Below are 13,348 nucleotides of genomic sequence, written 5' to 3' on the forward strand. Positions count from 1 at the left end.
GCACCACATCGACCCGCGCCATCCTTCTCGTGGATCACCTCGCCAAACGAGAAACAGAATGAGCCGGATTGGGCGCGACACGCTCTGGCCGGCGCCTGCGGGCCTCACGCCTTGTAGACCACCTGCCGCACGTCGATGTACTCGGCCCGGAAGCCGGCTTCGCAATAGTGCAGGTAGAACTCCCACAGCTTGCGGAAGCGGTCGTCGAAGCCGAGCGGCACGAGCTTTTCCCATGAGGCCCAGAAGCGCTCGCGCCAGTCTGCCAGCGTCCTTGCATAGTCCTGCGCGAAGACGCGTTCCTTGAGGAAGGACAGGCCCTGGTCGGAACCGAGCGTCTTCAGGAGGCTCGGCGTCGGCAGCATGCCGCCGGGAAACACGTAGCGCTGGATGAAGTCCGGCCTGCGGCGATAGGCGTCGAATGCGGCCTCGTTGATGGTGATGATCTGCATCGCCGCCGTACCGCCCGGCTTCAGGCTGTCCTTCACCTTGCGGAAGAACACCGGCCAGTATTTTTCGCCGACCGCCTCGAACATCTCGATCGAGGCGATGTTGTCGTAGCGGCCGGTCTCGTCGCGATAATCCTGCAGCTTGATTTCGACCTTGTCGGAGAGGCCGGCCTTGTGGATACGCTCGCGCGCGAAATCATGCTGCTCGCGGCTGATCGTCAGGCCGGTCACCTTGCAGCCGATCTCGCGCGCGGCGAACTCGGCGAACCCGCCCCAGCCGCAGCCGATCTCGAGCACGCTGCTCGACGGTCCGATGCCGCCGTCGCGCGCCAGCGCGCGATACTTCGCCGCTTGTGCCGATTCCAGGTCGTTGGCGCCGGTGTCGTAGAGCGCCGACGAATAGGTCATGCTCGGGTCGAGCCATTCGCGATAGAAGGCGTTGCCGAGGTCGTAATGCGCGGTGATGTTGCGCTTCGAGCCCGTCCGCGTGTTCTCGTTCAGCCAGTGGCGGATGCGCTGGATGGTGGTCAGCAGCCAGTTGGCGCCGCCGGCCACCTCCTCGCCCGTCTCCTGGTTGACCACGAAGAGCTCGAGGAAGGTCGTGACGTCGCGGCTGTCCCAGTCGCCGTCCATGTAGGATTCGGCCACCCCGATGGTTCCGCCGGCGAAGGCCCGGCCCGGCAGTCGCCAGTTGCGCAGTTCCACATGCGCGTCCGGTCCCGGGCCGTTGCCGCCGACGAAAATGGTCCGGCCATCGGGCAACTGGGCCGTCAGCGTGCCCTTCGGCAGGCGGATCGCCGCCGAGAGCACCAGCCGGACCTTCGCGGGAAGCCCCCTGGTGAACTCGCCGATGTTGGCGTCCGTGAGCCGGATCGGCCTCTGTTCCTGCGTGGTGATCGTCGTGTGTTCGTTCATCGGTGCCCGCCTCCTGTGCCCGCTTGGCGGCGACTGCGTCTCACTCCCCCGGCTCGATCGCCGGACCGTCACGATAGCTCGCCGTCCGGGGCGCGGGGGGACTCGTGTTGAACCGCGCGCCCTTCAGCCAGAGCTTCAAGGCCTCCCAGTGGATGCCGGCCACGATTTTCCATGTGAGGAGCGGAAACCGCAAGAGGCAGGCGCCAAGAGTCAATGAATCCAGTGGGCGCGAGGTTCCAGCAAACGTCGCCGCGAGCAGCGGCTCCCCGCCTTCGGTCTCGTGGATCCGGACCCGTACGGACCGGCCGGGCGGGAGAATGCGGAAATGATAGCGTGCGTCCATGCCGACGAAGGGCGAGACATGGAAGAGCTTGCGCCTTGTCTGCCGCACGCCGGCAGCGCTCACGTCGCCCGGCTCGATCAGCGCGACGTAGGAATGGCGCTGGCCGAACGTGTTGCGCACGCCGTAGATCAGCGCGACGAGTTCGCCCCCCGCGTCATAGGCGAAGTAGACCGATATCGGATTGAACACGTAGCCGAGAATGCGCGGGTAACACAAAAGCAGGATGCGGGCCGCCCGCTGCTCCAGCCCCGCCTCGGCCAGAAGCCGGTCGGCATAGGCCCGCGCCGTTTCGCCTGGCCTTTCGCCATGGTCCGAGTCGCGAAACGACACCACGTTCGGCCTGTTCACCGACAGCAGCGGGGTCATGCGCCCCACCTCGTCGAGGCGATCCAGGTCGACCAGCAGCGAGAACACCGAATAGGCGAAACGATGCCCGAACGGCTTCAGGCGCTGGTGCATCACCTCGCCACGGTAGAGCACGGCCGCGGCCTGCGGCGGCGCGCCGTTTCCAGCCATGGTCGTGGCTCGTTCTGTCCTTGGCATCTGCTTCAACTATTCAGCCGCCAGCGGCAGGTTCGCATCGGCTGCCTCCACTCGGCGCCACGGTATCACACCGCCGAGCGCTTCGGCGACCTTCAGGCCGGACCGCAGGCCGTCCTCGTGGAAGCCATGGCCGGTCCAGGCGCCGGCGAACCAGGTGTGCCGCACGCCCTGGATGTCGTCGAGACGCGCCTGCGCCGACAGCGCCCGCGAATCGAACTGCGGGTGCGAGAAGCTCCACTCGCCGAACACGGTTCCCTCGGCCGGCTCGACCACCGGGTTCAGCGACACGAACAGCGGCTTTGCGGGATCGATGCCCTGGAGCGCGTTCATCCAGTAGGTGACGCACACCTCCTTTTCCATGTCCATCCCGCTCGAGCGGATGTAGTTCCAGGCCGACCAGGCCGCGCGCCGCTTGGGCATCAGGCGCGCGTCCCTGTGCAGGATCACCCGGTTCGGTCGGTAGGCCACGGCGCCAAGGATTCTGTGCTCCATCGGCGAGGCGTCGCCGAGCATCGCGAGCGCCTGGTCCGAGTGGCTGGCGATGACGACGTCGTCGAAGCGCTCCGGCGCGGCGCCGCGGGCCGTCACCGTCACCCCGTGCTCGTCGCGGAGCACGCGCTCGACCGGCGCCCCGACCCGAAGCCGTTCGCCGAGGGGTGCCAGCAGCTTGTCCAGATAGGTTCGTGAACCGCCCGTCACGGTGCGCCACATCGGCCGCTCATTGTGGATGAGACGGTGGTTCTCGAAGAAGGAGACGAAGGTCGCGGCGGGAAAGTCCAGCATCTTGACGCGCGGCGTCGACCAGATCGCCGCCGCCATGGGAATCAGGTAGTCGTCGCGGAATTCGGCCGAGAAGCGGCGGGTCTCCAGGTATTGCCCGATGGAGACCCCGCCCAGAAGGCCGGCCTCGCGATCCTGGATGCATTGCCGGTTGAAGCGCAGGATCTCGCGCAGCATCCACAGGAACGAAGGCGAGAACATGTTGCGCCGCTGGGCGAAGATGGAGCGGTAGGTCTGGCCGCTCCATTCGCGCCGTCCGCCGTCGAGCGAGAGCGAGAAACCCATGTTGCTCTCGTGGGTGGCGACGCCGAGATGCGAAAACAGCGCCTTGAGCTCGGGATAGTTCAGCTCGTTGTAGACGATGAAGCCGGTGTCGACCGCAATCCTGGTTCCGTCATAGTCGACGTCGACCGTCGCGGTATGGCCGCCGGGTCGCGCCTCCGCCTCGAAGAGCGTCACGTCATGGCTTGCGTGCAGCGCCCAAGCCGCCGACGCGCCCGAAACGCCGGATCCGACCACGGCGATTCTCTTCCGGCCGCGGTCGTTCGTGCGGTCCAGTTTGACGATGCTCATGCGGATCCTTTCATCGCATTGTAGGCGCTCATGGCCCTGTCGCGGGCATGGGCATGCTCGATCACAGGTACGGGATATTCGCGGCCGAGTTTCACGCCGGCCTCCTCGAGCACCAGCGCGGGCGCTTCGTTCGGCTTGTGCAGGAAACGGTTCGGCAGGCGCGACAGCTCGGGCACGTATCGGCGGACATAGTCGCCATCGCCGTCGAACTTCTCGCCTTGCAGGATGGGGTTGAAGATGCGGAAATAGGGTGCGGCATCCGCGCCGGAACCCGCCACCCATTGCCAGCTGGCGGCATTGCTGGCCGGGTCGGCATCCACCAGCGTGTCCCAGAACCAGCGTTCGCCTTCGCGCCAGTCCTGCAGCAGATGCTTGATGAGGAAGGAGGCGCAGACCATCCGCACCCGGTTGTGCATCCACCCGGTCTGCCACAGCTCCCGCATGCCGGCATCGACGATCGGATACCCGGTGCGGCCCCGGCGCCAGGCCTCCAGCAGGTCCTCCGACCGGCGCCATGCAAAACCGTCGAAGTCGCTGTTGTAGTTCTTCTCCGCAAGGTCGGGATTGTGGAACAGCAGGTGGTAGGAAAACTCGCGCCAGACCACCTCCTTGAGGAACTTCTCCGCATCGTGCCCGGGAGCGCTGTCTGCGGCATCCTTCACCGCCTGCCAGATCTGGAACGGCGTGATTTCGCCATGGGCCAGGTGGGGCGAAAGCCGCGACGTCGATTCGAGCCCCGGGCGATCCCGGTTTTCGCCGTAGCCGTCGATCGCGTTCTCCAGAAACATCCGCAGCCGGGCGGTCGCCCCGGCCTCGCCGGGCGTCCATTCGTTGCGCAGTCCACCGGTCCAGTCCGGTTTCGTCGGCAAAAGCGCCCAGCTGGCGAGACTGTCGCTCGCCAGCGCGCCGTCATGGCCGCGGATCGATTTCGGTGCCTCGAGCGGCGGCCTCGGCGCCGGCTCGGCGACGAGCGCGCGCCAGAAGGGGGAATAGACCCGGTACGGCCCGCCGGAACCCGTCTTCAGCCGTGTCGGTTCATGCAGGAGCTGTCCCTCGAAGCTTTCGCAATCGATGCCGCGCCCGCGCAGATGGTCCTTCAGCGCTGCGTCTGTCGCGGCGCCCGCCGGATCGTAGCGCCGGTTCCAGAGCACGCGCCCGGCACCCGTTTCCGCGACCACCGAATCGACGATCGCGCGGGTCGGTCCGCGACGGAAGAGAAGGCTGGCCCCCCTGTCGGCCATGTCGCGGCTGAGCGCGGTCAGCGAATGGTGCAGCCACCAGCGGCGCGCGGCGCCGATGGGCCGCACGCCCTTGCTCTCCTCGTCGAGGATGAAGACCGGAATGACGGCCCGGCCCGATTGCACGGCGGCATCGAGCGCGCGATTGTCGGCCAGCCGCAGGTCATGCCTGAAGAGAACGAGGACGGGATCGTCGCCGTCCCCGGATCGCGAGGCTGTCATCTGGAATTCCGCAGGCTGGCACGAAGGATATCGATCATTGCTGGCGATACGCAGTATTGCCGCCACTGGATTAGGCAATCGGTCGTCTTCTCGGCGAATGTCCGTGAAAAAACGGCGGCGACAGGCCGTCGCCTCGCGTGTTGGACAAGCCGGCCGGGGATGATACCATTCAGGACGTGCAGCGAAACCGTGGAGGAACACATGAAACGCATTCTTTCCGCCTGCCTCGCATTTGCCCTTTCCCTGTCCGTCACCGCAGTTGCGGTCGTTCCGGCGACGTCGGCGCCGCTCCGGCTTTCGACCCCGGCGACGGCCGAGGTGCCGAACGATGTGGTCCAGGCTGGATATCGGCATCGCAGGTACCACCGGCACCATCATCACCGACCGCATGCCAGATATCATCACCGGCGCAACCATGCAGGTCCGATCGTCGGTGGTCTCGTCGCCGGCGCCGTCATCGGCGGCATCATCGCCACCCAGCCGGCCTATCGCTACCGCAGCGTGCCCAGCGCCCACATCGCCTGGTGCCATAGCCGCTACCGGTCCTACGATTCCCGTTCGAACACCTTCCAGCCCTACAACGGTCCGCGACGCATCTGCCGGTCGCCTTACGCCTACTGAAGCGCACCCGCTTCCCGTCGCCGGTCCCGCATCGAGGGCCGGCGTCGACGTGTGCGCCCGCGCATGTTGTGCGCAGGGCGTGCAAATCCGTCGCCTGTTGTCGCGTGCTTGCGCTATAAGCGGCCAGATGAGGGGTGACGGGACAATCGCAAGTGACGCATGAAGTGACGAACCAGGCCCCCCCGCTCGCAGGTTCGAATGCATGGCGGGGCGATCCTCTCCTCGTTCAGTTGTCGGAAGAGTTTTCGCCGGTCGTCCGCAAGGATCTGGATACGGCCGGCCGGTTCGCTTTTTCGGCGGAAGCCCAGGAACTGGCCCGGCTGGCGAACTCCGAAATGCCGAGACTGCGCACCCACGACCGTCATGGCCGGCGCATCGATCAGGTGGAGTTCCATCCCGCCTACCACGCCTTGCTGCGCCGGTCGGTGGCCACTGGCCTCCACTCCTCGGTGTGGGAGAACGACGAGGCCGAGACAGGCCGCCGTCACCAGATTCGCGCCACGCGATTCTACATGATGGCGCAACTCGAGAGCGCGCATCTCTCTGCCCTGTCGACGACCAGTGGGGCGCTGGCCGCGCTCATGGCCTCGCCCAAGCTCTTTCGGGAATGGGCGCCGCGAGTCACCACCCGGAAGTATGATCCCGCCCAGAAGCCGCCGGTGGAAAAGACCGGCCTGCTGATCGGCATGGGCCTGACCGAGAAGCAGGGCGGGAGCGACGTCGAAAGCATTTCCAGCCGCGCCGAGCCCGCCGAGAACGGCTTCTTTCGCCTGACCGGACACAAGTGGTTCCTGTCGGCCCCGATGTGCGACGCCTTCCTGATGCTTGCCCAGGCGCCGGAGGGCCTGTCCTGTTTCCTCGTGCCGCGAATCCTCAGTTCGGCACAGGCCAACGGCCTGCGCATTCAGAGGTTGAAGGACAAGCTCGGCAACCGGTCGACCGCGACCGCCGAGGTCGAGTTCAGCGGCGCGATCGCCGAGCGGGTTGGCGCGCCGGGCGCCGGACAGAAGACGATCATGGACATGGTGACGCTGTCGAGGCTCGACGGCGCGCTGTCGTCGGCCGGCATCATGCGCGCCGCACTCGCCGAGGCGATCCACCATGCCCGCCATCGGCGGTCCCAGGGGCACAAGCTCATCGACAAGCCGATCATGCAGCGCGTGCTCGCCGATCTGGCGCTCGACGTGGCGGCGGCAACCGCGCTTTCCTTGCGCCTCGCGCGGTCGTTCGACCGCGCGGCCGGCGATCGGAGCGAGGCCGCCTTCGCCAGGGCGATGACACCCGTCGTCAAGTACTGGGTCTGCAAGCTCGCCCCGAGCGTCGTCGCCGAAGCGATGGAATGCTATGGCGGCAACGGTTACGTGGACGAAAGCCCGATGGCGCGCCTGTTTCGCGACTCCCCGGCCAGCGCCAACTGGGAAGGGCCGGGCAACACGCTGGCGCTCGACATGCTGCGGGTCTTTAGGCAAGCGCCCTCGCTGTTTGCCGACGTCATGGGAATCGTCGAGCGCGACCTCGGGCCGGGAGGCAAGGGAACCGTCGGGGTGCTGCGCGCCGCACTGGAGGTGGCGCTGTCGGACGAGGGGTCGGCCCGCATCCTTGCCGAGCAGCTGGCCTTGTCGACGGCGGCCGCGGAGCTGAAGCGGCTGGGGGCAGGGCGGATCGCCGACGCCTTCATCGAGACACGGCTGGCGGGGCAGTGGCGCAGCACCTACGGGATGCTGGACACGCGCCACGATTCCAGGCTGATCCTCGATACGCTCTACCCGGAAACGACGTAGCCGGTGATCGCCAGAACGGCCGGGATCGTGAAGAACGCTGCGGCGGTCTGGACCGTCGTGACGGCGGCATAGAGTTCGGCGTCGCCGCCGAGCTGGCGCGCCAGAAGATATCCGTTCATGGCCGTCGGCACGGCGGCGCAAAGGGCGAGATACTCGAGCTGGGGACCGGTGACGCCGAGGCTCCAGGCCAGGCTGATCAGCAGCGCCGGAAAGGCGACCAGCTTGATCGCGACCGGCAGGAGGACGGGCAGGCGCGGCCGCAGCGTATCCGACAGCCGCAGCCCCGCGCCGATGGTGAGCAATCCCATTCCCAGGGCCGCGCGGCCGATGAGGCCGAGAGTCTCGTTGAGCGGTTCGTAGAGGCCTAGGGGGAAAAAGCGCAAGATCACGCCAGCCAGCGATGCGATGATGAGGGGATTGAGCGCAATCGTTCGAAGAATGCGGCCCCAGTTGGCGTCGCGATTGGCGAACCGGCTGACGACGATCACCGATTCGATGTTGATCGGCACGATGATGAACGCCATGACCAGGGCCACCACCGCCGCGCCTTCCTGCGGGAAGATCTTGTCGGCGATCGCCAGCGCCATGAAGCCGTTCCAGCGCACGCTGGTCTGGAAGATCGACGAGAACTCACCCGCCGTCGCCAGGCCGTATCGACGCAATGGCAGCCAGAGGAGGGCGGTCAGGACCCCCGTCACCGCGACCGCGATGGCCAGCGCGGCGAGCATCCCGTTCCATTCCAGCCCCGAGAAGTCCGCGTTGTAGATCGTGACGAAGAGCAGCGCGGGGTAGAGAAACCAGTAGCCGAGCTGCTCGAGGCCGGGCCAGGCGGCGTCGTCGACCAGCCGGATACGGCGCAGCAGATGGCCGGCCGCGATGAGCAGGAAGATCGGCAGGATGCTTTCGAACGTCGCGATCATGGGCTGGCAAGGGTCCGGCGGGAATGAGGCCGGCTTAGTGCCTTTGTCGTCCGGATGGAAGCCGTGGCCTGTCGATCGCGATGGCCGGACGGCTGCATCCCCGTGACGCCTGCGGCTCAGGGTTCGTTAACCTTAACGAATGGTTTCCGTTGATCGGGGGCAGCCATGCCCCCATCGTTGGGGTTGAGGTGGGACAGTGGTTCCGGCCCCCCGAGATTCGTGCCTGGAATAGAGGTTCCGATGCGTTACATCATCCTGTTCTGGGCGTTGCCGATGGGACTGTTCTGGTCCTGGTTCGGATTGTCGTACCACGACATCCATTTCGGCCAGCTGTTCTTCAGCCGCGTGCTGCACGACGAGGTGTTCCGGCTTTACGGCGACATCCTGGGGCTCGATCCGTCGATTCTGCCGGGGATGGTGGCGCGGGCCTGCATCGTGGACACCGTGCTCATCTTCGGCATCCTGGCCTTCCGCCGCCGCAAGTCGATCGGCGCCTGGATGCGCGAAAGACGGCGCGGCCCGGCCGTTCAGGACGTCGCGTCGCCGAGCGCCTGAAGCCGGTCGAGCGCGCCCTGGAGGATGAAGGCGGCCGCCGCCGAATCGATCCGCCCGCTGCGCTTCTTGCGCGACACGTCCATCTCGATCAGCGCCCGCTCGGCCGCCACCGTCGACAGCCGTTCGTCCCAGAAGGCGAAGGGCAGGGCGGTGAGCCGCTGCATGTTGCGCACGAAGGCGCGGCTGGCCTGCGCGCGCGGCCCCTCGGATCCGTCCATGTTGATCGGCAGGCCCATCACGAAGGCGCCGACGCCGTCCCTGGCCGCCTGAGCCAGGAGCGCCTCGGCGTCGAGGGTGAATTTCCGCCGCATGATCACCGGACGGGGATTGGCGAAGCTCAGACCCTTGTCGGACACGGCCAGGCCGATCGTCTTGTCGCCGAGGTCGAGCCCCGCCAGCGTATGGCCGCCGGCAAGCACGGCCGGCAGGTCTTCCATCGAAATTACGGGCATGGCCAGACGGGGCCTTTCTTCCAGGTCAGGCCGCGTTCTATCTTCCCGCCGACCAATAGCAAGGAGAACCATCCATGAAGATCACCTGGCTCGGCCATTCGGCCTTCCGCATCGAGGTCGGCGACGCCCGGATCCTGATCGACCCGTTCCTGACCGGCAATCCGTCCTGGGGCCAGGGCTGGGAGGAGATCGCGGAGGGGGTGACCCACGTGCTGCTGACCCATGGCCACAACGACCATGTCGGCGACACGGTGGCGATCCACAAGGCGACCGGCGCCATGGTGGTCGGCAATTACGAGCTCTGCATGTTCCTGGTCGGCCAGGGCGTCGACCCGAACCGCATCAACCCCGGCAATGCCGGCGGAACGGTCGATTGCGGCGGCTTCACCACCACCTTCGTGCAGGCCCTGCATTCCTCGTCCTTCGGCGGCGAGGGCGGCCAGAACACCTATCTGGGCAATCCGCTCGGCCTCGTCCTGCATTTCCCCGGCGACAGGACGCTCTACCACATGGGCGACACCGACATCTTCTCCGACATGGCGCTGATCGACGAGTTGCACGAGCCGAAGATCGGCCTGGTGCCGGTCGGCGACCGCTTCACCATGGGCGGCGCGGTGGCCGCGCTCGCCTGCCGCCGCTTCTTCAAGTTCGAGACCGTGATCCCCTGCCATTTCGGCACCTTCCCGATGCTCGATCAGAACGCGGAGAAATTCGTCGCCGGGATGGATGGCTCGGGCGTCGCCGTGAAGACGCCGACGGTCGGCGAGGCGATCGCCCTCTGACGGCGCTCGTATGGAGGCGCGGCGGGCGGGCGGCAGCGGACCGCGCCCGTTGCGCCTTCGGCATCCGACCGCTATAGCCGCAAACGGCCCCGGGCGAGCCGCGGGGCCGGTCCAATCCCGGAGAAGTGAATGTCCGTCGATCTCGCCACCGTCAAGCGCGTCGCGCATCTCGCCCGCATCGCCGTCACCGAGGACGACGCCGAGCGGATGACCGGCGAACTCAACGCCATCCTCGGCTTCGTCGAGCAACTGGACGAGGTGGACGTGGCCGGCGTCGAGCCGATGACCTCGGTGATCCCGATGGCGATGCGCAAGCGCGACGATGTGGTGACCGACGGCGGCAAGGCCGCCGACGTGGTCGCCAACGCGCCGGCTTCGGCGGAAAACTTCTTCCTGGTCCCGAAGGTGGTGGAGTAGGCCGTGGCCGTGACCATCGCCGCCGAGACGCCGTTGCAGGACGAGGTGCGCCGGCTGGTCGCCGAGCTCAACGCCTACATGATGCCGCTGACCCCGCGCGAATTCCAGTTCCAGCTCACCGTCGAGCAGATGGCCGAGCCCTCGGTGACGTGCTTCGTCGCCCGCGACGAGGCGGGCAGGGCCGTCGGCATGGGCTCGCTCAAGGACCATGGCGACGGGCTGGGCGAGGTGAAACGCATGTACACGCTGGCGGAGGTGCGCGGCCAGCGGGTCGGCTCCCGGCTGTTGCAGCGGATCGAACGGCTCGCGCGCGAAAAAGGCCTGACGCGGCTGGTGCTCGAAACCGGCGAGGCGCCAGGCTTCGAGGAGGCCTGGCGCGTCTACGAGCGCGGCGGCTTCACCGTCTGCGGCGCCGTGCTCGACTATCCCGATTCAGGCTATTCGCGCTTTTACGAAAAGAAGATGCTTCCATGACCGACCTGACGAAACTCACGATCTCGCAGGCCCGCGACCAGCTCGCCGGCAAGGAGATCACGGCAACAGAACTGACGGACGCCTATCTGTCGGCGATCGATGCGGCCAACGGCGCCTTGAACGCCTATGTGAAAGTCACCCATGACAAGGCGCGCGCCATGGCGGCGGCATCCGACGCGAAGCTGTCGAAGGGCGAGGGCGGCGCGCTGGAGGGCATTCCGCTCGGCATCAAGGACCTGTTCGGCACCGAAGGTGTCCACACCCAGGCCTGCAGCCACGTGCTGGACGGCTTCGAGCCGCGCTACGAATCCACCGTCACGGCCAATCTCTGGGCAGACGGCGCCGTGATGCTGGGCAAGCTCAACATGGACGAGTTCGCCATGGGCTCGTCCAACGAGACGTCCTACTACGGCCCGGTCAGGAATCCCTGGCGCAGTTCGCGCGAGATGATCATGACCGGCAAGCCGGTGACGCATGCCGGCGAGGGCGGTTTTGCCGGCGAGGGCAGCAGCGTGCGCCGCGAGCGCGTGCTCGACAATGTCGACCTGGTGCCGGGCGGGTCGTCCGGCGGTTCGGCGGCGGCCGTTTCCGCCTGGCTGTGCGCCGGCGCGACCGCCACCGACACCGGCGGCTCGATCCGCCAGCCGGCCGCCTTCACCGGCACCGTCGGCATCAAGCCGACCTATGGCCGCTGCTCGCGCTGGGGCATCGTGGCCTTCGCCTCCTCGCTCGACCAGGCCGGCCCGATCGCCCGCGACGTGCGCGACGCGGCGATCCTGCTCAGGTCGATGGCCTCCGTCGACCGCAAGGACACGACCTCCGTCGATCTGCCGGTGCCGGACTACGAAGCTGCGCTCGGCCGATCCGTCCGCGGCATGAAGATCGGCATTCCGAAGGAGTATCGGGTCGACGGCATGCCGGCCGAGATCGAGGCGTTGTGGCAGCAGGGCATCGACTGGATGCGCGACGCCGGGGCCGAGATCGTCGACATATCGCTGCCGCACACCAAATACGCGCAGCCCGCCTATTACATCGTCGCGCCGGCCGAGGCCTCGTCCAATCTCGCGCGCTATGACGGGGTTCGCTACGGCCTGCGGGTGCCCGGCAAGGACATTGCCGAGATGTACGAGAAGACCCGTGCCGCCGGCTTCGGCCGCGAGGTCAAGCGCCGCATCATGATCGGCACCTACGTCCTGTCCGCCGGCTATTACGACGCCTACTACCTGAAGGCGCAGAAGGTGCGCACGCTGATCAAGAAGGACTTCGAGGACGTCTTCGCAGCCGGCGTCGACGCCATCCTGACCCCGGCCACGCCATCGGCCGCCTTCGGCATCGCCGACCAGGACATGGCCAGCGATCCGGTGAAGATGTACCTGAACGATATCTTCACGGTGACGGTGAACATGGCCGGCCTGCCCGGCATCGCCGTTCCGGCCGGTCTCGACGGCCGCGGCCTGCCGCTCGGCCTGCAACTGATCGGCAAGCCCTTCGAGGAAGAGACGCTGTTCCGCACCGCCCATGTCATCGAGCAGGCGGCGGGACGGTTCGAGCCGACGAAATGGTGGTAGCGGTGCCGGTGCGTAACAGGGGCCGATGAAAGGCATCCACTCCGATATCGTGCGCGACCGGCGCGATGGGGCGCCGTGGCGCGTCACCTTCCGCAAGACGCAGGACGGGATCGGCGTCTACAATCCGACACGTCGCAACATCGGCCTGGTGATCTTCATGCTGGTCTGGCTCTGCGGCTGGGCCATGGGCGAGTGGTTCGCGCTGGCGCAGCTTTTCGGCTCCGGCGGCCCGTTCGCCGTCGACCTGTTCCTGCTGGTCTGGGTCTCGTTCTGGACGCTCGGTGGTCTCGCCGCGCTTGCGGTCCTCGCCTGGAACCTCGTCGGCGTGGAGAAGCTGTTCCTGATCGAGGGGGGCGGCATCGTCACCGAGCGTGGCTTCGGGGCGATCACCCGGCGCAAGGTCTTCCGCGTGGACCAGTTGTCGGGCGTGGAACTTGCGGAACAGCAGGGCAGGCATGCCGCGAACGGCGCCTTTAGCGGCGGTGCGGTCCGTTTCGTCGCCGATGGCAAGCCGCAGTCCTTCGGCATTGGTCTGGACGACGAAGAGGCTGACCGGGTCGTGACGCTGATGCAGGCGTTCCTCGAGCGGCACCAGCCCGAGCGGGACCGCGCGACGTCAGGAGCCCGCATCGATCGGCCGGGAGACGCTGCCCCGGATGCCGCGCCCGTCTGACCGGCCCGCGCAGGCGCCGGCCATGGCCTGAAACAGGGGAACGAC

At 67.0% G+C, this 13,348-nt stretch carries 14 protein-coding genes; 8 read left to right on the top strand and 6 right to left on the bottom strand.

The window, feature by feature from the left end; genetic code table 11:
• Nucleotides 1-104: 104 nt before the first annotated feature.
• The 4 genes from EJC49_RS09180 to EJC49_RS09195 are packed head-to-tail and all read right to left on the bottom strand — an operon-like array spanning nt 105 to nt 5,060.
• Nucleotides 105-1,361, bottom strand: coding sequence for an SAM-dependent methyltransferase (locus EJC49_RS09180; RefSeq protein ID WP_126699514.1), 1,257 nt, complete (start codon nt 1,359-1,361; stop codon nt 105-107).
• Nucleotides 1,362-1,401: 40 nt separating this feature from the next.
• Nucleotides 1,402-2,220, bottom strand: coding sequence for a DUF1365 domain-containing protein (locus EJC49_RS09185; protein WP_245453329.1), 819 nt, complete (start codon nt 2,218-2,220; stop codon nt 1,402-1,404).
• A gap of 36 nt (nt 2,221-2,256) precedes the next feature.
• Nucleotides 2,257-3,600, bottom strand: a complete 1,344-nt coding sequence (locus EJC49_RS09190) for an NAD(P)/FAD-dependent oxidoreductase (RefSeq protein ID WP_126699518.1) — start codon at nt 3,598-3,600, stop codon at nt 2,257-2,259.
• On the bottom strand, nt 3,597-5,060 hold the full coding sequence (locus EJC49_RS09195; RefSeq protein ID WP_126699520.1) for a cryptochrome/photolyase family protein: 1,464 nt from the start codon (nt 5,058-5,060) through the stop codon (nt 3,597-3,599). Before EJC49_RS09195 ends, EJC49_RS09190 begins: the two co-directional genes overlap by 4 nt.
• A 201-nt stretch (nt 5,061-5,261) precedes the next feature.
• Between EJC49_RS09195 and EJC49_RS09200 the strand changes: the two genes are divergently transcribed.
• Complete coding sequence (locus EJC49_RS09200) at nt 5,262-5,681, top strand: BA14K family protein (protein ID WP_126699522.1); 420 nt, start codon at nt 5,262-5,264, stop codon at nt 5,679-5,681.
• A 152-nt stretch (nt 5,682-5,833) separates the two neighbouring features.
• The gene (locus EJC49_RS09205; protein WP_126699524.1) at nt 5,834-7,462 is read left to right on the top strand and encodes an acyl-CoA dehydrogenase family protein; all 1,629 of its coding nucleotides are present in this window, start codon (nt 5,834-5,836) and stop codon (nt 7,460-7,462) included.
• Here the strand turns inward: EJC49_RS09205 and EJC49_RS09210 are convergent.
• Entirely contained in the window at nt 7,444-8,382 is a 939-nt protein-coding gene (locus EJC49_RS09210; protein ID WP_126699526.1) for an AEC family transporter, read from the bottom strand. The genes EJC49_RS09205 and EJC49_RS09210 overlap by 19 nt on opposite strands.
• 240 nt (nt 8,383-8,622) lie before the next feature.
• Here EJC49_RS09210 and EJC49_RS09215 point away from each other — a divergent pair, with 240 nt between their 5' ends.
• A complete protein-coding gene (locus EJC49_RS09215; RefSeq protein ID WP_126699528.1) occupies nt 8,623-8,937 on the top strand; it encodes a DUF6105 family protein in 315 nt (104 codons plus the stop codon).
• Here the strand turns inward: EJC49_RS09215 and ruvX are convergent.
• Nucleotides 8,910-9,389: a Holliday junction resolvase RuvX gene (gene ruvX / locus EJC49_RS09220; protein WP_126699530.1), complete on the bottom strand. Its 480-nt coding sequence runs from the start codon at nt 9,387-9,389 to the stop codon at nt 8,910-8,912. The genes EJC49_RS09215 and ruvX overlap by 28 nt on opposite strands.
• Before the next feature lie 74 nt (nt 9,390-9,463).
• Between ruvX and EJC49_RS09225 the strand changes: the two genes are divergently transcribed.
• The 5 genes from EJC49_RS09225 to EJC49_RS09245 all read left to right on the top strand — a co-directional run bounded on the left by EJC49_RS09225 (nt 9,464) and on the right by EJC49_RS09245 (nt 13,303).
• Nucleotides 9,464-10,171 carry a metal-dependent hydrolase gene (locus tag EJC49_RS09225; protein ID WP_126699532.1) on the top strand — a complete coding sequence of 236 codons (708 nt, stop codon included), beginning with the start codon at nt 9,464-9,466 and terminating at the stop codon, nt 10,169-10,171.
• A gap of 129 nt (nt 10,172-10,300) precedes the next feature.
• Complete coding sequence (gene gatC, locus EJC49_RS09230) at nt 10,301-10,588, top strand: Asp-tRNA(Asn)/Glu-tRNA(Gln) amidotransferase subunit GatC (RefSeq protein ID WP_126699534.1); 288 nt, start codon at nt 10,301-10,303, stop codon at nt 10,586-10,588.
• A 3-nt stretch (nt 10,589-10,591) separates the two neighbouring features.
• A complete protein-coding gene (locus tag EJC49_RS09235) occupies nt 10,592-11,062 on the top strand; it encodes a GNAT family N-acetyltransferase (RefSeq protein WP_126699536.1) in 471 nt (156 codons plus the stop codon).
• Nucleotides 11,059-12,630, top strand: coding sequence for an amidase family protein (locus EJC49_RS09240; RefSeq protein WP_126699538.1), 1,572 nt, complete (start codon nt 11,059-11,061; stop codon nt 12,628-12,630). Before EJC49_RS09235 ends, EJC49_RS09240 begins: the two co-directional genes overlap by 4 nt.
• 25 nt (nt 12,631-12,655) lie before the next feature.
• On the top strand, nt 12,656-13,303 hold the full coding sequence (locus tag EJC49_RS09245; RefSeq protein ID WP_126699540.1) for a hypothetical protein: 648 nt from the start codon (nt 12,656-12,658) through the stop codon (nt 13,301-13,303).
• Nucleotides 13,304-13,348: the final 45 nt, after the last annotated feature.

Source organism: Aquibium carbonis (assembly GCF_003970795.1).
GTDB classification, from domain to species: Bacteria; Pseudomonadota; Alphaproteobacteria; order Rhizobiales; family Rhizobiaceae; genus Aquibium; species Aquibium carbonis.